We start from the raw sequence: 26,555 nt of genomic DNA on the forward strand, positions 1-26,555 counted from the left end.
TATCGCGATGCCTGTACATCGTCCGGCGGATCGGCTGGTGCTGCCGCCTCCTGATGCCGAGAAGTTTCAGACCGTGTGCCACTACTGCATTGTCGGCTGCGGTTACAAGGTCTACAAGTGGCCCGAAGGTCAGGCAGGAGGCCTGCGCCCTGAGGAAAACGCATTAGGCGTTGATTATACCAAGCCGGTGGCCCCGCTGAGCGCGGATTGGATCGCCCCGGCCCACCAGACGGTCATCACCGAACGCGATGGGCGGCGCTTCCACATCGCCGTCGTGCCTGATAAGGAGTGTGTGGTTAACAAGGGCAACCATTCGGGGCGCGGCGGCACCCTCGGCGCCAGTCTCTACCGGCCCGACGGGCCAACCAGCGTGCGCCTGACCCATCCGCTGGTCTATCGCGCCACTGATCAGGTGGTGACGACCTGGGATGATGCGATCGATCTGACCGCACGGGTCATCTACGGCAGTATCCAGCGCGATGGCAACAACTCGATCTTTATGAAGGTCTTCGACCACGGCGGCGGCGGCGGCGGATTCGAGAATAACTGGGCGGTTGGCAAATTCTTCTTTGAGGCGGTACAGACGGTCAATTGCTCGATCCACAACCGGCCCGCCTACAACTCGGAAGTGCATGCCTCGCGCGACATGGGCGTGCCAGAATTGAATTACGCCTACGTGGACGCCCAGTTGGCCGATACCATCGTGCTCTGGGGAGCCAACTCCTTCGAGACCCAGACCAATTTCTTCCTGGTCCACATGGTGCCTAACCTGCGAGGGGTGACTGTGAAGGATAAGGAGGCCGCCCGCCCCGGTGAACTGGTCGGACCGGGCCGCATCATTATCATTGATCCGCGCCGCACCGGGACAGTGGTAGTGAGTGAGCAGGCCGGCGGTAAGGATCGCGTGCTGCATCTCCAACTCAATCCCGGCACCGACATTGTCGTGGCCAATACGCTGGCGCGGATCATCTACGAGCGCGAGTGGCACGATAAAAACTTCCTGGCCAACCGCGTCGAAGCCGAGACCGTGCAGCCGTTCCTCGACCAGAGCCTGCAGATGGCGAAGGGTCTGGATGAAGTGCTCGCCGAGGCGGAACGCATCACCGGCCTCTCGCGGGCTCAGCTCGAGCAGGCGGCAAGCTGGATCGCCGAGACCAAGGTTGATGGCAGTCGCCCGCGCACCCTGATCCTCTACGAGAAGGGGGTTATCTGGGGGTTGAAAAACTACCAGAATGTCGGCAGTGTCGTCAACCTGGCCCTGCTGACCGGGAACTTCGGCAAGCCCGGCACGGGTTGCGGGCGTCTGGGCGGCCACCAGGAAGGCTACACCCGCCCGAGCTATAAGGGGCCGCGCCCTGCGCCATATATAGACGATCTCTTGAGCCAGGGTCAGGGAAGTGTGTTTTATGTGGCAGGGTGCAATCCGGCGGTGACCACGCTCAACGCTCAGCGTATGCGCGAGACCCTGCAGACCCGTGGTAAACTGGTGCGCGATGCCCTGGACGCCAATTTCGCCGCTGACAATGCCGCCAGAGCGCAGGCTGTGCTCGACGCGATCAGCCGGGGGGGGCTATTCATCATCGTTCAGGATATCTACCCGATCGCGACAGCGCGCTTCGCGCACGTGGTCTTTCCGGCAGCGGCCTGGGGTGAAAGCCCGCTCACCTCGATCAATGGCGAGCGGCGCCTGCGGCTCTTCGAGCAGTTTATGGACCCGCCCGGGGTGGCCGAGCCAGATTGGAAGATCTTCGCGATGCTGGCACAGCGGATCAAGGCCCTGGCCGAAGCCGATGGCAATGCCGATCTGGCCCGGCGCTTCAGCGGCTTCGAGTGGAAAACCGCTGAAGAGGTGTTCCTGGAGGGTGGCGAGGCCTTTGCCGATGGCGTGAAGGCCAGCCCCGAGCGCTACAAAGGGGTGGACTACGCCTTTCTGAGGGCGGCGGGCAACAACGGCATCCAGACCCCGGTCACGATCGTGAATGGAAAACCGGTAGGCCGGGTGCGCTACTTCGAGAATGGCGAACCCTTTCATACCGAGAGCGGCAAGGCGAAGCTCCTGCCCACCCCCTGGCCCGGTTTTCCGGCGATAGTTCAGGCGCAGATCGATAAGTATCCATACTTTCTTATCGATGGGAGGAACAATAACTGGCAAACCTTTTATAATGACCTCCACATTCCATTTCATGCGGAAAGAACGCCCATGTCCTACATCGAGATCAATCCTGAAGATGCGAAAAAAGAGGGGCTTGCACCGGGCGATATCGTGCGACTCTACAACGACTACGGCGAAGCCACGGCTTACACTATAGTGAGCACGAGTGTCAAACCCGGCATGCTCTTCAAGCTCTTCGCCCACCCTCGTTCCACGGCCAACAGCCTGAGTACGCCCTACGTCGATCCGGAGACGACCAATCCGTATTTCAAGGGGACGGCGGTCGGGTTGCAGCGGCTTGGTCGGCTTGAGGATCTCGACAAACGGCTGACGTATCAACCGACGAATTTCGAGCCGATTGTCTGACGCAGAGAGCTTTGCCCGGGTTCCCCGTCCTCCACCCTGCGCGAGCATGGGGAACCCCGGCTGTGTTGTGCGCGACCCGGAGGGTAGAGCGACCATGCCGCCCTGCGGGCGTGAGCGTGGGGAAGCCCGGTTTTCCCCCGTCCCTCTACCGGGCGATGTTCACGTTTGTTTTATCTAGAAGGCCGGAACCAGATGACCCTGTTGATCACTTCAACACCGCTGCGCGCAGTCCTGGAACAATCGGCGGCCATGCACCGCCATCTTTGCCCCCGGCAGGTGCTCGGCGCGCGCATGGGGATGTATGCCAGCGAGCTGCTGGGTCTGGAGTTGCCCCGCTCCGATAAGCGTCTGTTTACCTTCGTGGAAACCGATGGCTGTTTTGCCGACGGGGTGAGCGCGGCGACGGGATGCTGGCTGGGTCGCCGCACGCTGCGCCTGATCGATCTGGGCAAGGTCGCGGCAACGTTTGTGGATACGCGCAGCGGGCAGGCCATCCGCATCCATCCCCACCCGGAGGCCCGCGCGCTGGCTCGCTCCTACGCTCCAGATGCCCGGAGCCGCTGGCATGCCTATCTCGAAGCCTACCAGATTATGCCGGTCGCCGAATTGCTGGTGGCGCGTCCGGTCAGCTTGAATCTGGATCTGGCGGCGCTGATCGGTCGGAACGGCCTGCGCACGCAGTGCCAGCAGTGCGGCGAGGAGATTATCAACCAGCGCGAGGTGCTGCGCGAGGGGCGCACGCTCTGCCCCGGCTGCGCTGGCACGGGCGTCTACTGGTCGGAACTCCAGGCTCCAGAGGTGCTCGAACTGCCTTATAATAAGAAGGAGAAACGTTACGAATTCGTGCCGGCCGTCCCGCTGGCGCGGCGCAATGGGTAGAACGGAACGGCCAACCTACGGAGCGGCGCCCCGCGTTGCCCTCTGGGCAGGCATCCTGCTGACCCTGATCGGTCTGGTCAGCCGTTACCTTATTGGCGCGCGAGAGTTCAGTTCCGTCACCCCCCTGCTGTTCGGCATGCCTATCGCCTTGCTGGGCGTGGTGGCTCTGGAGCCGCAGTATGCCCGACGCGCCATGCAGAGCTTGCTGGTTCTATCGCTGCTGGGCGTGCTGGCGACCTCTTACGTGCTGCCCCTGTTCCGTGACGCGCTCCAGGGCCAACCTCTGCGCGGCAATGTCGCCGTTGTCCTGGCCAACGGCGTGACGCTGCTGCTCTGCGGCCTCCTGCTGGTCGTCTCCTTTGTCGCCTTGCTACGCGCCTGGTGGAAACGGGCGCGTCGCTAGCAGGCCCCCCATCCCTCCTCCCTGCCTCGGTGTGGTCTTCAAATTGCCGTGGCGAGGTGTCGCCGCTGACCGGCGGCGCCCTGTCGCCGCGCATATCATCTTGCTGTAAGAGACAGCCGGAGCGTTTTCTTGTATGATCGCCACAGGTGGCGCGACGTGCGCCGCGCTGTTGTGCGAAAGAGGGTATGGTGCAAGAGGAACTGGCCTATCGCATCCACGGCGGCGCGCCCGTGGTGGGGCAAATCACCTGTCTTGGCGCCAAAAACTTCGCTACCAAGGCCATGGTGGCTGCGCTGCTCGCCGATTCGCCGTCTGAACTGTTCAATTGCCCGCCGATTGGCGACGTGGCGATTACCCATGCCATGATCGAGGCTATCGGCGCCACAGTGCAGGCTATGGAGGGGTGGCTACGAATTGACCCCCGCGGCATCCACACGTCGCGCGTTCCCATTCCAGACTCGGGCAGCAACCGGATACCGATCCTGCTGCTGGGCGCGCTGCTCCACCGTTTCGAGGAGGCGGCCGTGCCCGTCGTCGGCGGCTGCCGCATCGGCGAGCGTCCGGTGGATTTTCACCTGATGGCCATCGAGCGCTTCGGGGGCGAGGTGAGCACGACTGCGGAGGGCTACGTGGCCCGCCGTCGCAGGCGTCTGAAAGGGGCGGTGGTGGAGTTGCCCTATCCCAGCGTCGGCGCCACCGAAACGTGCCTGTTTCTCAGCGTCCTGGCGCAGGGGCGTTCGGTGATCGTCAACGCAGCCATCGAGCCGGAAATCATCGAACTGATTACCATGCTGCGGGCCATGGGCGCGATCATCTTCACCTCGGCCGGCCGCGAGATCCGCGTCGAGGGTGTTGAGCGCCTGAGCGGCACGCGCATGCCCATCCTGGGCGACCGGATTGAGGCCGCCTCGTGGGCCTGCCTGGCGGGGGCCTCCGATGGCGATATCACCGTGCGGGGCATCAATCCAAATATTCTCGGCAACTTTCTGGCCCACTTCCAGCAAGTGGGGGGCGGGTTCGAGCTGCTCGACGCCGAGACGGTGCGGTTCTTTCGCCGCGCGCGCCTCTCGCCCACCATAGTGGAGACCGATGTCTACCCGGGCTTTTCGACCGACTGGCAGCAGCCCTTTGCGGTGATGCTCACCCAGGCCCACGGGATCTCGATCATCCACGAGACTGTCTACGAGAACCGCTTTGGCTACCTGAAGGCCCTCAACCAGCTCGGCGCCAACACCCAGTTAACCACCAGTTGCCTCGGCGGCCTGCCCTGTCGCTACCGCGATCGCAACCACGAGCATAGCGCCATCATCGTCGGGCCGACCCCGCTGCGGTCCGACGGCAACATCATTACCATTCCCGATCTGCGGGCCGGTCTGGCCTACATTATCGCCGCCGCCATCGCCCGCGGCGTCTCGATCATCCGCGGCATTCATCTGCTGGAGCGCGGCTACGGCGACGTGGTTCCCCGGCTGTCGCAGATGAACCTGCGCATCGAACGCGTGCCCGTCGCGGCGCTCTTGTAGAGCGGGCGGGAGAGAGAAAGATCCGCCTCTCACCTTCCTGCCCGCCTGGACCGACAGGGGCGACCGGCCGGTCGCTCCTGTCGGTTTACGCAGCGATGCCCGACTAGAACAGCGTATGCGGCGCGCGGCGACGGGTAGGGAATGTATAGGCCAGGGGAAGGGAGCAGGAAAACCCGGTTTCCCCGACGAGCCTACTCCCGCCCCAGGCGACCTGACGCGCTCGGGAGCTTGCGCGCCCGCAGCCAGTCGCTCAGGGCATAGGGCAGGTATACGAGCAGGAAGGCCAGCACAGCGAGCATGACCAGGGGCGCGATGTACCAGGGCCAGGGGCCGAGGTAGTCGATTAACGATGGAAACTCCGGCGTGCGGGCGATGAAGAGGTAGTTTCCTCCGGTAAGCCAGTTCACCACGCCCACCGCCAGCGCGAAGCATCCGGTAAAGATCATCACCCGGCCGATTGAGCTCCAGGTGGGACGGTAGCCCCAGGCGGCGGCAGCGAACACCACCGCCCACAGAACGACTCCGTGAGAGGTCCAGAAGATCCAGTAGACGAAGTGCGGAAAATTGAAGCCGCTGGCGGTGAGATCCGGAGTGATGAGCGCCTGCGTGCCCCCGGCGAAGCCCCAGAAGTAGAGCACCTCGTAGAGACGGTAGTTGCGGGTGGCAAGCATCAGCGCAGACAGCGGCACCGAGAAGGTGCAGAGGTGCAAAGGAAGGGAGTATGTCACGCTCCAGATCCCATTGGCCAGTTGCCAGAGATCCCAGCCAATCCAGTTAGCGCAGGCGAAGAGCGCCAGTCCCCAGCGCAGGCCGTCGCGCCCCGTCGCGCCGAGGCGGGGCGTAAGCAGGCCAAGCAGCACACAGATCAGGACAATCGCAGCCAGGGGGAGCAGATGCGCCAGGGAGAACAGGGTGAAGGGCGGGCCTTCATAGGCAAGACCAAAGAAATCGGAGCGCATAGGCGCTGTCTTCCGGCGCGCTGGAGACAGTCAGGGCCGGGGCGGTACGGTGGCTAACCGCCGAAGGGTGGAAGGTTGCAGGTACGGGCGGGTGCACTGGCGCACCCGCCCGTTATTGGCTAACCCTCCCGCTGCATGCTTCCATCGGGGAGCCAGCGAATCCGCACCCCATCGACATCAGTCCAGATCTCCTCTTCTTCTTCCTCCTCCTCTTCCTCCCGAACGAAGACCGGGCCGTACCCCTGCGACCACTGGATGAGTTCATCAATGGTGTACCAGCCGGACTGGTAATGGACCTGGTCGGTGGGGTTCAGCCAGAACCGGATCTGACCGTCCATCCACTGCCAGCGCTCGAGTGAGCGCCAGTGCTTTCCCTGGTCGTTGAGCACCGCTTTCAGTTCCTCCAGCATCCGGAGCAATTCGGGCAGGGTGCGCCGGTTGCTGTAGCGTAGCTGCAGCAGGCGCTGGTTTACTGCGTCGCGCAGCCGTTCTAGCTCTTCGATGCTCATGGCCTCAATGTCGATGTCGGTCACAGCAGGCGTCCTTTCTGTGGGTGCCGGTTCAGCCGGGCTGATGCGAGGCCTGTTGCGATGCTGAGGAGAACGTCGGCTGATCCGCTCCGGTACCCAATCCAGAGCTTCGCGACGAGAGCCGGCGGGCGCGTACCGCGGTGTACGTTGTTCGCCCTGTCACGACATCTCGTATACCTATCATACCGCAAGTCTGTTACAAACGGCATGCACATAAGCTGAGATCTCTGTCACTTTGGTGCATCTCTGCCAATAGAACGATAACCCGGAGTGGTATTTCGTTCACGGAAGGTTCGCAAGGGGGCATTGTCGCGTCGCTTACCTTCCAGCTATGGTAAAATAAGAAGCGCCAGCATCCGCATACGTGTATTCATTCTGCGCTCGCGCCAACGATGCCGCGACCCAGTCGCCGATCCGGGTATGTGTCGCGCCCAAAGCGCCTGATGTTGCTCCTAATCACGGTTTCTCGCGTGTGGTGGCGGCATACCCGCGGCGGAAGGATCAGGTCCTGTGCTGATGGTGAACCGTGTGAACGAGCGCACCGAGGACGTGTGCTGTGAACCGCTCCTGGAAGAGCGGCGCCGCCGAGGGGCGCGCCCGCGCCATCTGGCCGGGCTGCTTGTGTCTGGCTATGCTACTCTCGCGCTGCTCTGGTTGCTGTTGAGTTTCCCGCACCTGCACCCCTCCGCTGTTCCAACCCACATGCTCCACGATCTGGCCTTTGTCGGCGTCACCGGCGTCATGTTATTCATTGCCGCCACGAAGATCATCGCCCTTGTCGTCGAGCGTGAACGGCGCGCCGCTGCGCATCTCGAGGCTCAACGGCAGGCGCTCGAACGGGCCAACCGCGCCCTGCGGGCCTTCTCCGAGGCCACTCTGAGGGGCTGGTCGCGGGTGCTCGATCTCCGCGATCATGAGACGGAAGAACATAGCGCCCGCGTCACCGCGCTTACGGTACGTCTGGCCCGGGCGATGGGCATTACTGGCGAGGAGCTGGAGTATATCCGCCAGGGAGCGATGTTGCACGATATCGGCAAGATCGGGGTGCCCGACGCTATTCTGCGCAAGGCGGGCGCCCTTGCCGAAGAGGAGTGGGCGGTGATGCGCCGGCATCCCGAGCTGGCCTACGATCTCCTGGCCCCTATCGGCTTTTCGCGTCCCGTGCTGGACATTGCCTATTACCACCACGAACGCTGGAATGGCAGCGGGTATCCCCTGGGTCTGATGGGGGAGCAGATCCCGCTGGCGGCGCGCATCTTTGCGGTCGTAGATGTGTGGGACGCTCTCCGCTCCGACCGGCCCTACCGCCGTGCCTGGTCGCAAGAGCGGGCCTTGCACTACCTCAAGGCTCACGCCGGTACGCTCTTCGACCCCGGCGTGGTGCGGGCCTTCTGTGCGCTGATCGAGGCTGAGCGCCAGGAAGGGGGCGCTTTCCACCGTCGGGTGGCATAAGCGTGGTTTGCCTCTCGCTACGGGGCGATCCGTTGCCGCTAAACAGCGCAACCCGGAGGGTTGCGCCGCTTAGCGGCGCGCCTGGGCCTTGACGGGCGCGACCGGTCGGAAGCGCCCCATTGGCCGGATTGCCTGCCGGCTGTGCAGTTGTTCGAGCCGGCGCAGGTCGATCAAGACGGCCACTTCGTCGCCGGCCTGAAGCCGTGTGTTCAGGGTGACCTTGATGGTCTCCTCTGCGCGCCGCAGCGCCAGCACCAGCACCCGTTGCTTCTGGCGGAGTTCTTCCGCCGTGTGTCCTTCCAGATGGTCGCCTGGCGTCACGCGCAGGATGGTGGTGGTGTAGATCTGCTCTGCGACTTCGATGGCATAGTCAATGCCGCGCACCACCGCGGCGGCGCTCAGGGTGGGCGCGGCCAGGGCCGGCACGCTGAAGGTGGTATGGGGGCCGAAGAGGGTTTCCAGGCGTTCCGCCAGATCCTCGTTGTAGACGCGCAACACCAGGTCAATGTCGGGCGCCAGGCGTCGCGCCGCCAGGCCGATCTGCATGTTGGTCAGGTCGTCGCCGGTGGCGGCGATCACCGCGCAGGCGCGTTCGATCCCCGCATGTCGCAGCACCGTTTCCAGGCGGGCGTCACCCTGGTAGAGGTCGGCGACCAGTCTGCGCACCTCCTCGAGCAGTTCGCGATCCGTATCCGGGTGCTGGTAAATGAGCACGACGCGCGGGCGCGGGCGCATAAGCGACAGCGCCCGCACGACGCGGAAGCCGATACGCCCCAGCCCGCAGACGATCACCGTGTCGAAGGCCCGGTCGGTATCGGGAAGCGGGACGAGGCTGAAGCTACGTAGCCCTATAATAGGTTGCTGGCCGTTGAAAACGCTCTGGTCAACCAGGTGCACCCGCTCGAGCTGGTCAAGGGGGCCAAGGAGGGCAACCTCGTCACCAGGCTCGATGCGCTCGGAGGGGCGGTGGTTCTTGCCGCTATTCCAACGCGACGGCCCGCCCCTGACATGGTGCAACACGCGCACCTCGAAGCGTTCCTCAAGCTCCTCCAGCGGGCCGACGAAGTCGCTGCCAGGCGGAATTCGTTGCTGCAACACTCCCAGGAGGCGTGGCGCGCCGTCGGCGTGGTTAAACTGCGGCGGCAACGGAAGCACGTGGGCAATCGAGCGCCCCAGGGCCGCCGCGGCCAGGGTGGGAGCGGCCAGCGCCGAGGCGCTGAATACACTGTTGTGCCCAAAGGTTTGTTCCAGGTTCAGGTCAAGTTCGTCGTTGAAAATCCGCAGGATGACCGTGATGCCCGGATGCAGACGACGAGCCGCGAGACCGATCTCGACGTTGGCGAGGTCGTCGTTGAGTCCGGCGATGACGCTGCGAGCGCGGGTAATCCCGGCGTTACGCAGCGTCTCGCGGCTACGGGCGTCGCCGTGGATGACCGGCACGCTGAGCGCCAGGGTGGCCTCCAGGAATTCGCTGTTCCAGTCGCGCTCAATGGCCACCACGTCGTAGCCGGCTTCGAGCAACTCGCGGATGACGCGATAGGTGACGCTGCCAAGCCCGCATACCACCACGTGGTTGCGGTACGTGCGCGCCAGGGATACCTGCCAGCCCTCGCGGCGACTGCCCTTGTCGAGCACGAAGCGTCCAAAGTTGAGAATACCTTGAAACAGCAACGCTAGGCCGAGCAGCGGGGTGATAAAAAACAGCAAGCCGCCAAGCACATCGCCGTCAGGGATGGGGAGGTCGGTCTCCAGCGCCATCATGCGCAGAGTTTCGTAGAGCGCGGAGAGCACCGTGAACTGCCGTATCCCGGCGGCGGCGTGATCGTAGAAAAAGAGGAGATAGATAACGTTGACGAATGTTAAAATGATGAAGCCGATGAGCGTGACGCGCGCCTCACGGGCCAGCACGTACACGTCGTAGATGCTTGCGGCAATCAGGCGCCACAATGGCTCGCGTCGGTGCAGCAGACGTTGCAAACGGGCCTCGCTGCTGCCGATGGGGTCGTACTCGCGGTTCTGCATAGCGCCGGATATCAGTAGTCAAGGCTGGGGTTAGTCCGTGAAGTTAGATTTTTGGATAAACGTTTCCACCTTCTCGACCCTTGAATCACATCTGCGCTCATGCGTTCTGTCCACCCCTAAACCCGGCGGGGGAGGGGTGGAGAGGGGGTGGGTTGAGCAAAAAATGTAGTTCACAGACCATTAAGTAGTCTGTGAACGAAGCTTCCTTGCCTTTCCGCCCCCCTCCCAACCTCCCCCAGTTGGGGGGAGGAGCCGGACTCCCTCCCCCGGCGGGGGAGGGTTGGGGAGGGGGCGGAGTTACCGAAAAACTTCGTTCACAGACCATTAAGGCTTCATTATAAAGTTATACCATACCATGGCCTACAAACCGATCAGCGCGATTATTCTGGCAGGAGGCGCCAGCCGGCGGCTGGGGATTGACAAGCGCCGCCTGCGACTCTGGGGTGAGCATGGCCCAACCCTGCTGGAGCGCACCCTGGCGACGGCTAACGAGCTGTGCGATGAGGCGCTGGTGGTGTTGAACGATCCTGAACTGTGGCCCCCATTGCCGGCGCGGCTGGTGCGTGACGCCTATCCCGGCGCCGGTCCCCTCGGCGGCGTCTACACCGGCCTGGAGGCCTGCACACGCCCGTTCGCGCTGGTGCTGGCCTGTGATATGCCGTTCCTCAGGCGCGAATTGCTGGCGGCTATGCTCGCCGTCCCGCGCGACTATGACCTGCTGGCGCCGCGCGCTCGCGCTCCCCGGTCCACGCGGAACGATCTGGGCCTTGAGCCGTTGCATGCCGTCTACAGTCGCGCCTGCCTGCCCGCGATCCGCCATGCCCTGGAAGCGGGCGAGCGGCACATGACAGCGTTCTTTCCTCACGTGCGCGTTCGCGTGCTGGAACGGGAGGAATACGCCGCCTATGATCCCGATGGTCTGGCCCTGTTCAGCCTGAACACCCCTGAGCAGCTCGACCAGGCGCGGCAGAGGATCGCGGCGATCTCAGCGCACTGACCGGAATGATCGGGGTTGACATGGCTGGATCCGTTTGATACGGCGTGGCCCTCATCCCTCCACACCTCCACACCTTCACACCTCTACACCTAGCCTCATGGCGCCGGCAGCGACCAGAGCAACGTCGCCCCGCTCCGGTCGCCGGAGGCGAGCAGGGCGCCGTCGGGGGCGAAGCTCACGCACCAGATCGCATCGCTGTGACCTTCCAGAATACCCGCCAGCGCGCCGTTGTCCGTGCGCCATAACCTGACGGTCCGGTCGCGGGAGGACGTCGCCAGCATGTGCCCGTCAGGGGCGAAGGCCACCCCGGTGACGGGCAGGGTGTGCCCGGCAAGGGTGTGCAGCACGCGCCCGCTCGATGTTTCCCACACCCGCGCTTCACTTCTGCCGCTGGCGTTCGGGGCCGCGAAGTCGTAACTGGCGGCGACGCGCCGGCCGTCCGGCGCGAAGGCCAGGCTGGTTACGATGGGCATGTTCCCCGCCGCGGGTGCAGGCAGAGTGCGCAATGGCGCGCCGTCCTCCGCCCGCCACAGTTGCACGCGCCCGCCCTGAGCGGCGCTGGCCAGGGTTGCGCCGTCGGGAGCGAAGGCGACGGCGCTGATGGCGTTCAACTTCGGCCCCGGCGTGCCCAGGACGCGCAGCAGGGCGCCATCACTAACGCGCCAGAGCCGAACGGCGCCGTCATTGGCCGCAGTGGCCAGGATCCGCCCGTCGGGCGCGAATGCAACGTCGTTGACCTCCCAGATGTGCCCGTCCAGGGTCTGGAGGGGCAGTCCATCACGCGCGCGCCAGAGCCGCGCGGTGCGGTCGGAGGCGCCCGAGGCCAGCAGTTGCCCGTCGGGTGAGAAGGCAATGCTTGTTACGTACCCTGTATGTCCCTCCAGGGTACGTATCGGGGTGAGATCCCCGACGCGCCATAGCTTGATCTGCCCCCCCTGCGTGGCGGCGGCCGCCAGCGCCCCATCGGGGGAGAAAGTGACATCGAGTACGCTGTCCGAGAAGACGCCAAGAGTGTCCAGCAGGCGCCCGTCGCCGGCCCGCCAGCGGCGCGCGGTCTGGTCCAGCGAGGCCGAGAGCAGCGTGGCGCCGTCTGGAGCAAAGGCTACCGCAGTCACCGAGTGGCTATGGCCGCTCAGGGTATGCAGCAGTGCGCCGTCGTCCGGGCGCCAGAGGCGGATGGTATGGTCGAAGGAGCTGCTGGCCAGGGTCTGGCCGTCGGGGGCGAAGGCGACGGCAGTGAGATAGGCGGTGTGGCCCGTCAGGGTCCGCAGCCGGGCGCCATCGCTCAGCCGCCAGAGATAGACGCTCTGGTCGAAGGAGCCGGCCGCGAGGCTTTGCCCATCGGGGGCAAAGCCGAGGCCCATGAAGCCGCGCTGACCGCCGGCCAGCCTGCCGGCCAGCGTGCCATCGCTTACCCGCCAGAGGGGAATAAACGGCTCGTTCCCTGCGGCTGCCAGCAACTGGCCGTCAGGTGAGAAGGCAACATCAAAGACCCGTGGATGGGTGAAGGAGAAGAGCAAGGCGCCGTCGCTTACGCGCCACAGCTTAACACTGTCGTCGTGCCCGCCCGAGGCGAGCAGTTGGCCATCGGGGGAAAATGCCAGCCCGTAGATGGACGAGTTGTGCGCATCGAACGCGCTGATCTCCGCGCCATCGGCGACGCGCCAGAGGCGGATCGCAATCCTGACCCGCGATGTCTCCATCTGCACGCCGCCGCGCTCCTCGCGACCTGTGGCGCGCCCGACGAACACCCCCGCGACAACGAGTTGCCCGTCAGGCGAGAAGGCCACCCGCTCAACCCCCTCGGCGGGCCCCAGCACCCGCACCGGCTGCCATGAGCTCAGATCATAGAGAACAATCCCCAGACTGGTGGCAAAGGCGACGAGCGCGCCATCGGGTGAGACGGCCAGCGTTTTGATCGTACCCTCACCCAGGCGCGCAAGGGGTCTGTACACCGGCGCTGTGGGCGCGGCGCCCGACGGCCGGCTGCCGGGCAGCAGCCCGCCGCAGGCCGAGGTCAACGCCGCCAGCGTCAGGGTGGTCAGAATGCCGATGAGACGTTGACGGGTCATCATATCAACGGAACCACCTCTTCAGCGAAGATGTGCAGCGGGGTGTGATCATAGGCCACGCGAGGGAAGTAGGTGATAAAATAGGTCGCTCCGGCCTCCTTCAGCGCGTTCAGTTGCTCGGCAACCTGCTGCGGCGTGCCGACGATGAAGTTGCGCCGGGTTTGCTCCAGGTTCCAGTTGTAAAGGGCGCGCACCGGCGCGGTGGCCTGCTCTTCGTTCTGGCCGGGGCCAACAAAGATAATGTTGACGTTGGTTGACTTGATGATCGCCTCGTAGTCGCGACCCACAGCCTCGCAGTGGGCCCGCAGCACGTCGCACTTGCGCCGAAACTCCTCAGGGCTGCCCATGAAGTTCGCGGCGTTGCCGTACTGCGCTACCAGCTTCAGGGTGACCTGCTCGCCCCCGCCAGCGATCCACAGCGAAGGATGCGGCTTGCGCACCCCTTTGGGCTGGTTGATCGCGCCGAGAATATGGAAGTACTCGCCCTCGAAGGTCGGCGTCTCCTCAGTCCACATTTTGACCATAATCCGGGTCGCCTCGCGGAAGGCGCGCATACGATCCCGCCGCTCAGGGAAGCCGTAGCCGTAGGCGCGCCACTCGTGCTCGTACCAGCCGGCGCCGATGCCGCAGTACAACCGCCCGTGGCTCAGCACGTCCACCGTGGAGGCGATCTTGGCGGCCAGAGCGGGGTTGCGATAGCCAATGCAGGTGCACATCTGCCCGACCTTGACCCGCTGCGTGTCGCGGGCCAGCGCAGCGGTGATCGTCCATGCTTCAAACACAGCTTCCTGCTCGATACGCGGTACAGTGTGGAAGTGGTCGTAGACCCAGATCGAGTCGTAGGCCGGAATGGCGTCCACAGTCCGCGCCACGCGGGTCATGGCTTCGTATTTTTCGACCGGATCGGCAATTTCCACCAGGTCCAGCCGCCAACCCTGGGGCACGAAGGCGCCGAATTGAACGCTCATAGCACTCCTCTGTGGTTCTGAGGTGATGACAGGCCCCCCAACGGAGGGTCTGGGAAGGCTTTGCTTTCCCAGAAACACTTTTACCGTGAACATCAGTGGTCTGTAAACGAAGTTTCCTTGCATTTCCGCCCCCCTCCCAGCCTCCCCCCGTTGGGGGGAGGCCCCGGACTCCCTCCCCCAGCGGGGGAGGGTTGGGGAGGGGGCGAGGGTTTAGCGAAAGACTATGTTTACAGACTAAATAGAACCCCTGGTTCCCGCGTTGCGCCTATTGTACCCTATTGGTTCCGGCGCGCTATAATGGCGGTGCGGCCCACCCGTACCAGATGGAGGAGCCAGATGACCGAGTCGATGCCCTTGCTCACCACTCGCCCGGAATGGCAGGCGCTCCAGGCCCATTTCGCAGCCCTGCGCCCGCTGCACCTCCGGGAGCTCTTCGCGCAGGACCCGGAGCGTGGCACGCGCCTGGCTGCCGAAGCTGCCGGGCTGTACTTCGACTACAGTAAGCACCGCATAACCGATGAGACCCTGGCCCTGTTGATCGCCCTGGCGCGGGCCTGCGACCTCGAAGGGCGGATCGAGGCCATGTTCAGCGGCCAGAAGATCAACACCACCGAGGAGCGCGCTGCGCTACATGTGGCCCTGCGCGCCCCCCGCGACGCGACCATCGTGGTGGACGGCGCGAACGTGGTGCCAGAAGTCCACGCCGTGCTCGACCGCATGGCCGTCTTTGCCGATCAGGTGCGCGCAGGGGCCTGGAAGGGCCATACCGGCCGGCCCATCCGCGCAGTGGTCAACATCGGCATCGGCGGCTCTGACCTCGGCCCGGTGATGGCTTACGAGGCCCTGCGTCACTACAGCGATCGCGCGCTGACGCTGCGCTTCGTCTCGAATGTAGACGCTACTGATTTCGCCGAGGCGACGCGCGACCTCGATCCCGAAACCACTCTGTTTATTGTCGCCTCGAAGACCTTCACCACCCTTGAGACGATGACCAACGCCCGCACTGCGCGCCAGTGGCTGCTTGGCGCGCTGGGTGACGAGGCCGCGGTGGCGCGCCACTTCGTGGCCGTCTCCACTAATGCCGCCGAGGTGCAGAAGTTCGGCATTGACACGACCAACATGTTTGGCTTCTGGGACTGGGTCGGCGGGCGCTACTCGATGACCTCGGCGATCGGCCTTTCGACGATGATCGCCCTTGGGCCGCAGGGCTTTCGCGCCTTGCTCGACGGCTTCCACGCGATGGACCGGCACTTCCGCACCGCGCCGCTGGAGCGCAACCTGCCGGTCATCCACGGGCTGCTCGATGTGTGGTACGCCAACTTCTTCGGCGCCGAGACCCACGCGGTGCTGCCGTATGATCAGTACCTCAAGCGGCTGCCGGCCTACTTGCAGCAACTGACTATGGAGAGCAACGGCAAGTCGGTGCGCCTCGACGGCCTGACGGTAGATTACCAGACCGGAGCGATCTACTGGGGCGAGCCGGGCACGAATGGCCAGCATTCCTTCTACCAGTTGCTGCATCAGGGCACAAAGCTCGTCCCCGTTGACTTTATCGGATTCTGCCACAGCCTGAATCCGATCGGCAACCACCACGATCAGTTGATGGCCAACATGTTTGCCCAGGGCGAGGCCCTGGCTTTTGGCAAGAGCGCCGAGCAGGTTGCCGCCGAGGGCGTATCCCCCGAACTGGTTCCCCACCGCACCTTCGCCGGCAACCGGCCCAGCAGCACCATCCTCGCCGAGCGCCTGACGCCGGCCGTGCTGGGGGCGCTGGTGGCGCTCTACGAGCATAGCGTCTACGTGCAGGGGGTCATCTGGGGCATCAATCCCTTCGACCAGTGGGGAGTGGAGCTGGGTAAGGTCCTCGCCGGGCGGATCATCCCCGAACTGGCCGGCGCTGATGCGCCGGCCCTGGCCCACGACAGTTCGACGAATGCCCTGATCCGGCGCTACCGCGCGGCCCGCGGCCTCGGGTGAGTCTGGAGAAACCGGGTTTCCCCCGGCCCCGGACTGCGTCTGGCTGTCACCTCCGTCAGGGATTGAGAGCAGGCGAGTTGTCGGCGTTGGGGCGCCGCACCAGCTCCGCCCGCCAGATCTGGCGGCCCCGGGCCTCCCAGCGACGATGATAGTGGGATTTGACCAGCTCGGTCAGCGCAGCCGACCAGGCAGCGGGTTCGACCAGATGCAGCGCGGGGGCGAGGGGGAGCAGCCTGAGCAACTCGGCATAGACCTCGGGGTGGTCGGTCATGACGCTGAGCACGCCGCCAGGCGCCAGGCAACGCTCCATCTGCGTGAGCAGCTCGGCGGAGATGAGTAACTGGTTGCGCTGGCGATTGCGCAGCAGGGGCGCCGGGAAGTGAACATAGGCGGCCCGCAGGGCGCCGTCGGGCACAATGCGGTAGATCAGGCGCGCGTCGGCGTGGATGAAGCGCACATTCGACAGGCCGGCGCACGCCGCTCGCTCCACGGCCCGCCAGAGGGGCTTGGCGACGATGTCCACGCCAACATAGTTGGCCTCGGGGTGAGCGGCGGCCAGAGCCAGCACCAGGTCGCCGGTGGCGCAGCCGATGTCCAGTTCCAGCGGGCGAGTGTTGCCGAACAGGCCGGGTGAGGAGAGCGGCGGAAAGCATTCGGGATGCAGGTACAGTTCACGGCCCGGCCAGTCGTGCAGGTAGCGCGCGGCGAGTTCGGGCGGCGGCGGGGCGACCTTCAGCCGGGCGGGATAGCGTCCTCGTCCCATCGTTGATGACTGTGCGACAAAGAAACGCGACGCTGACAAGCGTCGCGGGTGGCGGGCCGGGAGGGATTCGAACCCCCGACACCTAGTTCCGAAGACTAGTGCTCTACTCCACTGAGCTACCGGCCCCTGCCGTGGATAGTCTAGCACACGGCGCGAGGAAATGCAAAGCGTGCGGGGAAACCGGCGCACCCCTCCGGCGGGGGGCCGGGGCGTGGAGAAATTCGGTTTCCCCATACTCCCCCGCCTTGACAGCCGGCGCCGGATCTGCTAGATTAGTGTCAGAAAAACACTATAGAGAGGAGCAGCGCGTATGAGCCGGAGCATCAACCTGAGCCACGCCGAGCCGTTTCTGCGCTACCTGGAGGAGTGGTACGCCGCGCTTCCGGTGGTGGATCTGGCCGCAATCGTCGCTGATCGCCCCGAGCGGGTTGCGGTCTTCTCCATCGACATGATCAACGGCTTCTGCAACGAAGGCCCCCTGGCCGGACCGCGGGTGCGGGCGCTTATTCAGCCGGTGGTGGATGTATTTACCCGCGCCTACGCCCTGGGAGTGCGGCAGTTTGTGCTGACCCAGGACACCCACGATCCTGATACGCCCGAGTTCGCCGCCTACCCGCCGCACTGCATCAGGGGCACCGCCGAAAGCCAGACCGTGCGCGAGCTGGCCGAACTGCCGTTCGCCGACACGATCACGGTCATTGAGAAGAACTCGCTCAGTTCGCACCTCGGCACGCGCCTGGGCGACTGGCTGCGCGAGCGGCCTGAACTGGACACCTTCATCATCGTCGGCGATTGCACCGACCTGTGCGTCTACAGCGCGGCGATGCACCTGCGCCTGGAAGCCAACGCCCTCAATATGCGGCGCCGGGTGATTGTGCCCGCGAGCGCAGTGGATACTTACGACACCCCCGTGTCGGTGGCCCGCGAGCTGGGGATCATGGCCCACGATGGCGATCTGCACCACGTGCTCTTCCTCCACCATATGGCCCAGAACGGCATCGAGGTGGTGGGAGAGGTGAAGTGATCCAAGCCTGTTCGACGTTCTCGAAGGAAGCGAGCAAAGAGGGTGCGGGAAGGTGTGGCCCTCCCGCACCCTCCCATTTCCTCGCCCGGTCAACTCACCGGCTCGACCACGATCTCGACAACGTTGGGGTTGTTGCCGGTGATGACGGGGTAGATCCGGGTGGACGTGTAACGCAGTACGCCGTCCACGGTGATGGTGGCGCGGACGGCGTAGCGCCCCGCCGGGTTGATCAATGCCGGGTCGTAGCTGATAGTGAAGGGGAAGGGCGCCTGCCGGCCGTTGGCGACAATCTGCTGCCGCCCGATGACCGTCGCCGGCGCGTCGGCCCGCGAGATGTCCACCAGCGTCACCTCGATGAGCGCCTGCGGCGGCAGCGCGATCCGTTCCCGGTAGGTGACCGTGCCGCGCACGGCGGTTGTTTCCTGGCCCACATTACCCTCCAATCCGCGGAACTCGGCGCCGAGCCGCCCGAACAGGATACGGTTGGCCGAGCGCAACTCGGGATGCAGCTCGAAGCGCGCGCGCTCGAACCACTGCACCTGGTACTCCTTGCCCTCCAGCACCTCGGGCATCGGCTCGGAGAGCGGTAGACCAAACAGGGCCAGGCTTTCTTCGAAGGTCACACCCGGCTGGCCGAGATCGAGCCCGCTTCGCCGGAAGGCCTGCAAGAACTCGCCACAGACCTGATGGCCGGTCTCACGGAAGAATCGGCAGTTCTCAGCATCGGCGTTGTTGGGATCAGCCTTGGGAAAGCTGAACCAGTCACGCCCCTGCTGGGCGAGGCGATCGGCGCCAATGCGGCCAATCAGCACATCGTAGGGCCGGGCGTTCTCGGGGTGCAACTCCAGGCGATTACGCTCGAACCACTGGACCTGAAAGGGCCGGCCCTCGATGCGCTCCTCGCGCTGCGGGGTGATTGGGAAGCCAAAGACCGGCAGGCCTCCGTTCCGCTCCCAGTACTCGCGGATGCGCCCGCTGATACAGAGGCCCGTCTCGGAAAAACAACGCTCATTAGGCTGCGACTGGACCGGGACGGCCGCCAGTGAGCCTGCTACGAGGGTAACGATGAGCAGGCCGAGGGTGAAAAAACCTGTTCGGGTGTGTCTGTCCATGATCTTCTCCCGTAATGAGAGCATGTTCCGAAGCCTGCTGGGGAACGGGCCGCGAGGACTCTGCTCTCCCTGAAAGAGGACGGGGAAACCTGCTTTCCCCGTCCGCCTGCCTGCGGGGAGGCTCTGGGAGGGGAAAGCCCTCCCAGCAAAACACCTCCCGCCCGTCTTGAACGGTCATGCACGGTTTCGAGCTCTTTTCTCCACCGTCGAGCGCCGGCACGTAAGTATACTCAGTCAGCTTGTCAAAAATCTGTCAAAGCTGGTGAAGATGAGGCGGGGTTTCGCTGCGCGGCCGTTTGGGATACCGTTGGGGGGGCAACCTGGTGGTCTACCCGGCCGGGTTGCTCCCCAACCAACTTGCCGAGATCGCCAGGCGCGGCTATAGTGGTAGCAGCCAGCGGCACGGCTTCGTCGGAACCTGCCGTTGCAGGAATGGATATGGTTCAAAACAGGAGATACGCAGATGGCAGCCGGCACAACATCAGATTTGCGCAACGGCATGGTGATTCGCTACAACAACGAGTTGTACCAGGTCGTTGAGTTCCAGCACGTGGCGCCAGGCAACTGGCGCGCCTTCGTGCGGGTAAAGCTGAAGAATCTTGCCAATGGCAAGGTAATCGAAGATCGTCTGCGCGCTGGCGCGGATATTGACATTGTGCGCATTGAGCGACGCCCAATGCAGTACCTCTACCGAGAGGGCGACGATTATGTGTTCATGGATAACAACACCTATGACCAGATTCCGGTCTCGTCGGCCATGGTCGGCGATGCGGCGCGCTTCCTGAAGGAGAATGAGACCGTTGACCTGGTCTATGACTCGGAAAAGGAAACCCTGCTCGGGGTCGAACTGCCGATCTTCGTGATCCTCGAAGTTACCGAGACGGCGGTTGCGGTGCGCGGCGATACGGCCACTAATGTCACCAAGCCTGCTACCCTGGAGACAGGCGCGGTCATTCAGGTGCCGGGGTTCATCAACGAGGGCGATCGGCTGAAAATTGACACCCGCACCGGCGAGTACATCGAGCGGGTGTAGGATGGCGCCCATGTCTGCGCCCGACGCGCCGTTCCGCCTGCGCCGGACGCCTCTGCATCTGCTGCGCATCCTCATCCCCTAATCTCACGGTAGACTCTACGAGATCCGGGACCCCGCCACGCGCAGCATCGGAGAGCCACGCAGTCGTGTGCGCCTTTCTCCCCGCCGCCGATTCGAATCCAACAACAGTCTCCCGGCGCGGCCCGACGCTTCACGGTTTACAGGGCGCGGAGAGCCTATCTCTCCGCGCTTTGTGGTATCCGTCAGCCTGGACACGCATCAAGACAGAAAAGTACGCAGGCGCTGAATAGCTTAGCTTCGCCGACCTTCTCCAGGATGCAGAAAATTCCCGAAACAAAGATTAATATTTTGTAAGGATAATCGAAACCTTAGGGCTTGACAGTCATCATACTGGCTTTGTATGCTCATGGAGCGATTGTTTCACGGGCTGGCATGCGACGGTTGCAGGACCCGACAACCACGGTCAGCATTAGGATGTCGCTGCCCTCCCTCTTGCGCCTGCGGCGCCCGGCACAGGCCGGTGATCTGTATCGCCCTTCAGGTTATGATAAGAAACAAATCCGGTAAAGCCCGCGAAGGCGGGCTTCGCGTCGCTAGCCCGCGGCTTATGGAGATTAAGAAAAGAATCCGATATACCACCAGCATTCCCCTGGCAGCATCACGTGCTGCAGGCTAAAGCCCTCGCTCAGGACGTAGAAGCCCCTGCGGGGCTTTCGTGAACTCAGCCAGGTCTTTAACCCGCAGCGTTCGGCGATGCCGGAATATTTTCTTAACGTTCATCAGCCGCCGGGCTACAGGGCGAATACCGGTTTATACACTTAATCTTCATAACCTGACGCCCAGGGAAGGATATGCTCCTTCCCAGGTCACGCTTTCAAACTCCGCCGATCGCCAAGGGACCAGTGGTTCCTTATTGTCATGCACCGCTGCGAAGTGCGCTCGTCTTAACAGAGCCGTGCCGTTTCGACAGTGCAAACAGGGATAGGTGATGCGACTCGTCCGCTTGCCCTCGCCCGAGGATCTGGCACGCCAGGTGGTGCCGCTGGTACTGCTGGCGTCTGGCGCGCTGACGCTGGGAGGCTTCGGCATACTGCTGCTCCTGCCTACGCCCGCAATGGCAGGAGCGTACCTGCTGCTGGGCGCGCTTCTGGCAAGTATCACGGTTGCTGCAGTGTTGTACCGTCGCGGGCGCGTGGCTGTCTCGGCCATCCTGATCGCTTACATCGCCGCTGTCTTTCCATTGCTCAGCAGCCTGGTTCTGGGGTTTGAGCATAACCCGCTGATCTACCTTTCGGCTCTAGGAGTGGCTCTCGCCGGCTTGCTGGCCGGTCCTCAACCCTTGCGCGCGGTAACGCGCGACAGTCTGGCGCTGATGCTGGTGCTGGCGCTTGCTCCACTGGCCATAGAGGTAAACGGCGGGAACGGGTCGCTTGGAGCGCGCGTCGCCGCCGGGCTGACCCTGGCAACCCTGCTGCTGGGGGTCGCGGTGACGAGTTGGACGAGCATTCATCAACGGCGGGGCCTGCTGGCCTGGAAGATCAGAATGACCTCGCGCTCCAGGCGCCGCGAAACCGCTCTCCAGCGCGCCCGGGCCGATCTGGAGTCAGTGCTCCGTGAACGTGACCGTCTCCACGACCGGCTCTACCAGCAGCAGTTGGAACTGGAAGCCGCCCGTGCCGCCGCCGAAGCCGCTGCGCGCGCCAAGGCCAGCTTCATCGCCACCATGAGCCACGAGTTGCGGACTCCGCTCAACATTATCATCGGCTTCAGCACGGCGATGATCGAACATCCAGAGATCTATGAAGCGCCAGGGCTGCCGCAACCCATTGTCGCCGATTTGGCCGAAATCCGCCGCAACGGTCAGCATCTTTTGCGCTTGATTAATGAGGTGCTCGATCTGGCCCAGGTTGAGGCTGGGCGCCTGGAGTTGCACCTCGCGCCCCTTCCTCTGGTACCGGTGCTTGACGTGATGCTCCAGGCAGCTCGAGGGCTGGTGCAGAACCGCCCCATCCAACTGCGTCGCGAGTACAGCGGCGCCCTGCCCCTGGTGATGGCTGATGAAGTGCGGGTCCGCCAGGTGCTGCTCAACCTTCTTTCCAATGCCTGCAAGTTTACCTATACGGGTGAAGTGGCCCTCGGCGCCTCCGCCAATAGCGTCGAAGTAACGGTCTGGGTGCGTGATACGGGGATTGGCATCGCTCCGGCCGATCAGCAACGTATTTTCAACTACTTCGAACGGGTTGACTGCGACGATGCCCGGTTGTACACCGGCACGGGTCTGGGGCTGGCTATCGCGCGCTGGCTGGTTGAATTGCACGGCGGGCGGATCTGGCTGGAGAGCGAACTTGGCAAGGGTTCAACGTTCTATTTCACCCTGCCGCGCGTGCCGGCGCCCGGGGTTGCATTTGCCCGGCTACCCGCTGGCGCGGTGCAGGATACGGCTAGCTGATGCACGTTGTCGCAGAAGATGGGAAGGAGCGCGAACCATAGAGTAGAGTAGAGAGCAGCGATAATTGCCAATGGCGCCAGGCGGGTTCCCCGATGCTCGCAGGGTCAAGGAGTCGCGGTATGGCTACGATCCTGCTGGTTGATGATGTGTATACCGCTCGATCCCTGCTTGAGCGGGTGCTGCGCCTCGTGGGCCGCTACGACGTCGTAGCAGTCAGCAGCGGCGAAGAGGCGGTACGCGTCGCCCTTGAGGCTTCCCCGGATCTGATCGTGCTCGATGTTATGATGAGCGATCTGGACGGCGTAGCGACGCTCCAGGCCCTCCGCGCCCGTGGGGTCGCCTGCCCGGTGCTGGCCTACACCGCACGCTCGGAACAGTTCCCCGGGGAGTTTGCGCAGCATGGTTTCAGCGCGTATTTGCAGAAGAATGGCGACCTTAGCGCACTGCTCTCCACGGTGCGTAACTTGCTCGGCAGGTCAATCGCCACCGCTCCGGCCACCCTGGCGGCGCCTGACCCGGTTATCGCTACCGAGCTGAAAACAAAGGCGGTAGGTGATGAGGACCGCCATTCCTGATCCTGTAATGCCAATCCCTGTACGTGTTCAGGCTTGGGGTAACCCCACGGACCTGGGAGCGAGGGCGTCCCGCCCTCGTCAGGATGCGAGGGCAAGATGCCCTTGCTCCCAGGAGAAGTGCGAACACGCTCCAATCCCTGTTGAACACCGTGCGGGCGCAGATCCACCGTCAGGCCTCATCGGAACGCTATATACGGCCATCCAACAGCTATAAGACGCCCATTTTCGGGGCGCATACCGGCGCGATGAAAACACTGGCGGCGAACTATTGGCTGTGGGTTGCCGTCAGCTTCCCTTCCGCACCACAAAGACAATCTCGTTAGCGAATTCAAAGGGCTGGAGTTGCCAGGCCGCTGCCGCAGCAATAGCGCGCATATGCGCCGTGTAGGTTGCTGCCATGCCGACGCTACGCCCCCCCAGGGTGCGGGTGGGAAACGATACGACCAGGTAGGGTGCGTCAATCCTGTGCAGCAAATCGCGCCCGGCGTCGCGGCGGATATGTTCCAGCAAGGGCAGCGTTTTGAGCACCAGAGCCACGTCGGCGCGCCAGGGTGGTGGCCCGTTGCTCAAGTCGCAGACGCTGCTCGCGCCGTTCAGTCGCAGCAGGGGCAGGGCCGCGTCGAGGAAGGCGCTCAGATCAGTATACATGTCACAGGCCAGATAGGAGGCGCCTGGCGCAAGCGGCATCCAGGGCGCGGCAAGAGGGTTTAGCCCGCAGGCGAGGTCCATAAGGCTGTGTACCGGGGGCAGAGCGGCGAAGATGGTCGGGTAGAATCGTTCCAGGTCGGGCAGCCGCTCGCGCGTGGAGGCGTGCTGGCCTAACACTTCCCGACAGACTGCGCGAAGCCGCCCTGGATCGCCTGCCGCGTCGCGCAACGCGGCTAGCCAGGCCGAGTATGGCGGCGTTCGCTCCAGGAAAGCCCCGCCAATCTGATGCAGACGCCCTTTGGCGGCCTTGACCGCCGCCTTCAGCGAGCCTCGCGCCGCCAGTTCCTGCGCGCCAATCGCACGCACTACTTCCGGGTGCAGCGCGCGATACTTGCCACTCGCCAGCACCCGGGCGACCAGTCGGTCAAGGTTGTCAGGATCGGGCGTCACGTTGCTCCCGGTTTCTTGCCCGCCGCCGCCTCGGTTGCCACCGGGAGGGTAAAGAAGAAGCTCGAACCCTGCCCCAGTTCGCTTTCGGCCCAGATACGCCCGCCGTGCAGCTCAACCAGCGCGCGAGAGATGCTTAACCCCAGGCCGGTGCCGCCAATGCGACGCGTATTGGTATTGTCAACCCGGTAGAACCGCTCCCAGATCCGTGAGAGATCGTCAGGCGCAATGCCGATCCCCTGGTCGTGCACCGCCACAAGCACAAAGCGGCCTGGCGGGTGGTCGCCAGGCAGTTCGCCGCTCCGCGCCTCGCGCATCTCCAGAATGATCTCCTTCCCCTGCGGACTGTACTTGATCGCGTTGGTAAGCAGATTAAAAATAATCTGTTTCACCTTGTCGCGATCAACGAACACCGGCGGCAGCACCGGGGCCACGTCAAAGAGCAATCGGTGGCGTTCGAGCTGGGTGTGGAGCTGGGTCGTGAGTTCAGCCACGATCCCGTGCAGCGACGTGATCCACTGGTTCAGTTTGACCTTGCCTGCTTCCAGCCGCGAGAAGTTGAGCAGATCCTCCACCAGTTGCGACAACCGGCCAGCTTCCACATACACCGTACTGATGAACTGGCGGCGCTCTTCAGGGCCGAATTCGCGGTTGAGCAACAACTCGGTATAGCCGAGGATCGAGGTAAGGGGCGTGCGCAATTCGTGCGAAACGATTGAAACGAACTCGTTCTTTAACCGTTCAGCCTCGCCCTCGCGGGTCACGTCGTTAATGGCCCAGAGGCGCCCGGTAACGCGGCGCTGGCTATCAAAGGTAGGGGCTGAGAGGATCTGCAGTTCCTGGGCGGGATTCACCAGGTGCAGGCGCAGTGTACGGTGCTCGGTTGGCGAGTGCAGACTGGCGGCGCAGAACTCGGTGAGACGCAGCGGGTCCTGCAGGCGTGGCAGCAGGGTCTCCACCAGATCGATTGGCACGTGGAAGGCCGCAAGGTCTTGCTCGCCGTTAATGCCAAGCAGGGCATACCAGGCCGGATTGGCGCGCAGCACCTTGCCATTGGCGTCGAGCAAGGCCAGACCGGTGGGCAGACTGGCAAACACCTGACCGAGGTAGTTGGCGCTTTCCAGGGCGTTCTGGTAGTGAATGGCGCGATGCAGCGGCAGGGCAGCCCGTTCACAGAGGGCGCGCATAAAGGCCAGTTCTTCTTCACCAAAGGCGTTGGAACGGGAACTGTCGAGGATGATCACCGCGGCGGCTCGCCCGTCCACCAGAATAGGCGCGGCCAGTTCGGCGCGCGCGCCCGGCCCGGCGGGAGGCAGATCGGGCTGCAAAGTGACATCGCGCACCAGCAGGGCGCGCCCCAGGCGTGCAGCGCGCCCGGCCAGCCCGCGATCCCAGCTCAGGCGCTGGCGCTGCTGGGCCGGCAACCGGCGCCAGTGCTCAGGTGAGAACCCCTCATAGACGTGGATGACCAGCTCGCCGGCATCGTGGTCAACCAGGGTAATGGCGCCGGCCTCGGCGCCGGTGTGTTCCAGAGCGTGGCGCAGCAGCAGGCTGAGCAGCTCGTGGAACCCGAGTGTAGTCTCCAGATGCCGGTCAATCGCCGCGAGTTGTTGTTGCCGCAGCGGCGTCAGGGTGAGACCCGCAGGCGTTTCCCCGTCACTGGCCCCCGCAGGCGACTCGACCAGTTGCCGGCCTTCCCGCGCAATAGCCACGGCCAGTTGCGGCGCCAGCGCGGCCACCAGAGCGCAGTGTCCCGGATCGAAGCGGTGGTGATGTTCGGCCCGAAACTCCAGCATGCCCCAGAGCCGCCGCCCCCAGCGAATGGGCGCCCCCAGATAGGCGCCCTGCAGCGTGGGAAGATGCTCACTCAGTCCTGCCGCGGCGCTCACCACAATCGTGCGGGTCTCGATCCCTTCCCCGAGGGCCACCCGGCGCATCAACTCGTCGTCCCACGGATAGGGCCAGCCATCAACCGAATAGAACTGCCGCCGCGCCGTCCCTGGCATGGCCGACTGGAGCCAGCATGTCAGACGGGCATCGCGGAAGCGCAGTTCGGCGCGCAGCACCTCAAACAGCCGGTGGACCCGTTGCTGGAGGGGCTGATCGGCCTGGATGGTGCGGGTTGCCTCAGCCAGAACGGCCAGGGCCTCGGTTGCGCGGTCCGTAGGCAGGGCCATAGCAGC

At 64.1% G+C, this 26,555-nt stretch carries 20 protein-coding genes and 1 tRNA gene; 11 read left to right on the plus strand and 10 right to left on the minus strand.

What is annotated here, in order from left to right:
• Positions 1–7: 7 nt before the first annotated feature.
• From NZU74_15465 to murA, 4 genes are all read left to right on the plus strand, one after another.
• On the plus strand, positions 8–2,518 hold the full coding sequence (locus NZU74_15465; GenBank protein ID MCS6882734.1) for an arsenate reductase (azurin) large subunit: 2,511 nt from the start codon (positions 8–10) through the stop codon (positions 2,516–2,518).
• Positions 2,519–2,710: 192 nt separating this feature from the next.
• Positions 2,711–3,397, plus strand: a complete 687-nt coding sequence (locus tag NZU74_15470) for an FmdE family protein (GenBank protein ID MCS6882735.1) — start codon at positions 2,711–2,713, stop codon at positions 3,395–3,397.
• Entirely contained in the window at positions 3,390–3,800 is a 411-nt protein-coding gene (locus tag NZU74_15475; GenBank protein MCS6882736.1) for a hypothetical protein, read from the plus strand. Before NZU74_15470 ends, NZU74_15475 begins: the two co-directional genes overlap by 8 nt.
• 185 nt (positions 3,801–3,985) lie before the next feature.
• Entirely contained in the window at positions 3,986–5,323 is a 1,338-nt protein-coding gene (gene murA / locus NZU74_15480; protein MCS6882737.1) for a UDP-N-acetylglucosamine 1-carboxyvinyltransferase, read from the plus strand.
• Between the two features lie 191 nt (positions 5,324–5,514).
• Here murA and NZU74_15485 read toward each other — a convergent pair whose 3' ends face one another.
• Both NZU74_15485 and NZU74_15490 read right to left on the minus strand, forming a co-directional pair.
• Positions 5,515–6,282, minus strand: a complete 768-nt coding sequence (locus tag NZU74_15485; GenBank protein MCS6882738.1) for a TIGR02206 family membrane protein — start codon at positions 6,280–6,282, stop codon at positions 5,515–5,517.
• Between the two features lie 119 nt (positions 6,283–6,401).
• A complete protein-coding gene (locus tag NZU74_15490) occupies positions 6,402–6,815 on the minus strand; it encodes a hypothetical protein (protein MCS6882739.1) in 414 nt (137 codons plus the stop codon).
• 513 nt (positions 6,816–7,328) lie between these two features.
• Here NZU74_15490 and NZU74_15495 point away from each other — a divergent pair.
• The gene (locus NZU74_15495) at positions 7,329–8,264 is read left to right on the plus strand and encodes an HD-GYP domain-containing protein (GenBank protein ID MCS6882740.1); all 936 of its coding nucleotides are present in this window, start codon (positions 7,329–7,331) and stop codon (positions 8,262–8,264) included.
• Positions 8,265–8,333: 69 nt separating this feature from the next.
• Here the strand turns inward: NZU74_15495 and NZU74_15500 are convergent, their stop codons facing one another.
• Entirely contained in the window at positions 8,334–10,286 is a 1,953-nt protein-coding gene (locus tag NZU74_15500; GenBank protein MCS6882741.1) for an NAD-binding protein, read from the minus strand.
• A gap of 355 nt (positions 10,287–10,641) precedes the next feature.
• Between NZU74_15500 and NZU74_15505 the strand changes: the two genes are divergently transcribed.
• Positions 10,642–11,283 carry a molybdenum cofactor guanylyltransferase gene (locus NZU74_15505; GenBank protein ID MCS6882742.1) on the plus strand — a complete coding sequence of 214 codons (642 nt, stop codon included), beginning with the start codon at positions 10,642–10,644 and terminating at the stop codon, positions 11,281–11,283.
• A gap of 95 nt (positions 11,284–11,378) precedes the next feature.
• Here NZU74_15505 and NZU74_15510 read toward each other — a convergent pair whose 3' ends face one another.
• Together NZU74_15510 and NZU74_15515 are read right to left on the minus strand one after the other, a co-directional pair.
• The gene (locus NZU74_15510; protein ID MCS6882743.1) at positions 11,379–13,358 is read right to left on the minus strand and encodes a WD40 repeat domain-containing protein; all 1,980 of its coding nucleotides are present in this window, start codon (positions 13,356–13,358) and stop codon (positions 11,379–11,381) included.
• Positions 13,355–14,323 (minus strand): LLM class F420-dependent oxidoreductase, encoded by a 969-nt coding sequence (locus tag NZU74_15515; GenBank protein ID MCS6882744.1) that lies wholly within the window; start codon positions 14,321–14,323, stop codon positions 13,355–13,357. Before NZU74_15515 ends, NZU74_15510 begins: the two co-directional genes overlap by 4 nt.
• Positions 14,324–14,659: 336 nt before the next feature.
• On the opposite strand from NZU74_15515, the gene pgi reads away from it, so the two are divergent.
• Positions 14,660–16,300, plus strand: a complete 1,641-nt coding sequence (pgi, locus tag NZU74_15520) for a glucose-6-phosphate isomerase (protein MCS6882745.1) — start codon at positions 14,660–14,662, stop codon at positions 16,298–16,300.
• Positions 16,301–16,355: 55 nt separating this feature from the next.
• On the opposite strand, the gene NZU74_15525 is transcribed toward pgi, so the two are convergent.
• Positions 16,356–17,063, minus strand: coding sequence for a methyltransferase domain-containing protein (locus NZU74_15525; protein ID MCS6882746.1), 708 nt, complete (start codon positions 17,061–17,063; stop codon positions 16,356–16,358).
• Positions 17,064–17,112: 49 nt separating this feature from the next.
• Positions 17,113–17,189 (minus strand) — tRNA-Arg (locus NZU74_15530).
• Positions 17,190–17,373: 184 nt separating this feature from the next.
• Between NZU74_15530 and NZU74_15535 the strand changes: the two genes are divergently transcribed.
• On the plus strand, positions 17,374–18,087 hold the full coding sequence (locus NZU74_15535) for a cysteine hydrolase (GenBank protein MCS6882747.1): 714 nt from the start codon (positions 17,374–17,376) through the stop codon (positions 18,085–18,087).
• An 89-nt stretch (positions 18,088–18,176) separates the two neighbouring features.
• Here NZU74_15535 and NZU74_15540 read toward each other — a convergent pair whose 3' ends face one another.
• Positions 18,177–19,199, minus strand: coding sequence for a YbaY family lipoprotein (locus NZU74_15540; GenBank protein ID MCS6882748.1), 1,023 nt, complete (start codon positions 19,197–19,199; stop codon positions 18,177–18,179).
• Between the two features lie 463 nt (positions 19,200–19,662).
• Between NZU74_15540 and efp the strand changes: the two genes are divergently transcribed.
• From efp to NZU74_15555, 3 genes are all read left to right on the plus strand, one after another.
• The gene (gene efp / locus NZU74_15545) at positions 19,663–20,232 is read left to right on the plus strand and encodes an elongation factor P (protein MCS6882749.1); all 570 of its coding nucleotides are present in this window, start codon (positions 19,663–19,665) and stop codon (positions 20,230–20,232) included.
• Positions 20,233–21,241: 1,009 nt separating this feature from the next.
• Positions 21,242–22,702, plus strand: a complete 1,461-nt coding sequence (locus NZU74_15550) for a HAMP domain-containing histidine kinase (protein MCS6882750.1) — start codon at positions 21,242–21,244, stop codon at positions 22,700–22,702.
• A 119-nt stretch (positions 22,703–22,821) separates the two neighbouring features.
• Positions 22,822–23,277, plus strand: coding sequence for a response regulator (locus tag NZU74_15555; GenBank protein MCS6882751.1), 456 nt, complete (start codon positions 22,822–22,824; stop codon positions 23,275–23,277).
• A 285-nt stretch (positions 23,278–23,562) separates the two neighbouring features.
• On the opposite strand, the gene NZU74_15560 is transcribed toward NZU74_15555, so the two are convergent.
• Both NZU74_15560 and NZU74_15565 read right to left on the minus strand, forming a co-directional pair.
• Positions 23,563–24,375: a 16S rRNA methyltransferase gene (locus tag NZU74_15560; GenBank protein ID MCS6882752.1), complete on the minus strand. Its 813-nt coding sequence runs from the start codon at positions 24,373–24,375 to the stop codon at positions 23,563–23,565.
• Positions 24,372–26,549, minus strand: coding sequence for an ATP-binding protein (locus NZU74_15565; GenBank protein ID MCS6882753.1), 2,178 nt, complete (start codon positions 26,547–26,549; stop codon positions 24,372–24,374). Before NZU74_15565 ends, NZU74_15560 begins: the two co-directional genes overlap by 4 nt.
• Between the last annotated feature and the right edge of the window lie 6 nt (positions 26,550–26,555).

Source organism: Chloroflexaceae bacterium, from assembly GCA_025057155.1.
Taxonomy (GTDB): domain Bacteria; phylum Chloroflexota; class Chloroflexia; order Chloroflexales; family Chloroflexaceae; genus JACAEO01.

Excerpts from the sequence above, each read along its gene's own strand:
- NZU74_15470 (MCS6882735.1), top strand. The coding sequence starts at position 2,711 with ATGACCCTGTTGATCACTTCAACACCGCTGCGCGCAGTCCTGGAACAA.
- murA (MCS6882737.1), top strand. The coding sequence starts at position 3,986 with ATGGTGCAAGAGGAACTGGCCTATCGCATCCACGGCGGCGCGCCCGTG.
- NZU74_15505 (MCS6882742.1), top strand. The coding sequence starts at position 10,642 with ATGGCCTACAAACCGATCAGCGCGATTATTCTGGCAGGAGGCGCCAGC.
- pgi (MCS6882745.1), top strand. The coding sequence starts at position 14,660 with ATGACCGAGTCGATGCCCTTGCTCACCACTCGCCCGGAATGGCAGGCG.
- NZU74_15550 (MCS6882750.1), top strand. The coding sequence starts at position 21,242 with ATGCGACTCGTCCGCTTGCCCTCGCCCGAGGATCTGGCACGCCAGGTG.
- efp (MCS6882749.1), top strand. The coding sequence starts at position 19,663 with ATGGCAGCCGGCACAACATCAGATTTGCGCAACGGCATGGTGATTCGC.
- NZU74_15565 (MCS6882753.1), bottom strand. The coding sequence starts at position 26,549 with ATGGCCCTGCCTACGGACCGCGCAACCGAGGCCCTGGCCGTTCTGGCT.
- NZU74_15485 (MCS6882738.1), bottom strand. The coding sequence starts at position 6,282 with ATGCGCTCCGATTTCTTTGGTCTTGCCTATGAAGGCCCGCCCTTCACC.
- NZU74_15500 (MCS6882741.1), bottom strand. The coding sequence starts at position 10,286 with ATGCAGAACCGCGAGTACGACCCCATCGGCAGCAGCGAGGCCCGTTTG.
- NZU74_15555 (MCS6882751.1), top strand. The coding sequence starts at position 22,822 with ATGGCTACGATCCTGCTGGTTGATGATGTGTATACCGCTCGATCCCTG.
- NZU74_15535 (MCS6882747.1), top strand. The coding sequence starts at position 17,374 with ATGAGCCGGAGCATCAACCTGAGCCACGCCGAGCCGTTTCTGCGCTAC.
- NZU74_15495 (MCS6882740.1), top strand. The coding sequence starts at position 7,329 with ATGGTGAACCGTGTGAACGAGCGCACCGAGGACGTGTGCTGTGAACCG.
- NZU74_15475 (MCS6882736.1), top strand. The coding sequence starts at position 3,390 with ATGGGTAGAACGGAACGGCCAACCTACGGAGCGGCGCCCCGCGTTGCC.
- NZU74_15510 (MCS6882743.1), bottom strand. The coding sequence starts at position 13,358 with ATGATGACCCGTCAACGTCTCATCGGCATTCTGACCACCCTGACGCTG.
- NZU74_15525 (MCS6882746.1), bottom strand. The coding sequence starts at position 17,063 with ATGGGACGAGGACGCTATCCCGCCCGGCTGAAGGTCGCCCCGCCGCCG.
- NZU74_15465 (MCS6882734.1), top strand. The coding sequence starts at position 8 with ATGCCTGTACATCGTCCGGCGGATCGGCTGGTGCTGCCGCCTCCTGAT.
- NZU74_15515 (MCS6882744.1), bottom strand. The coding sequence starts at position 14,323 with ATGAGCGTTCAATTCGGCGCCTTCGTGCCCCAGGGTTGGCGGCTGGAC.
- NZU74_15540 (MCS6882748.1), bottom strand. The coding sequence starts at position 19,199 with ATGGACAGACACACCCGAACAGGTTTTTTCACCCTCGGCCTGCTCATC.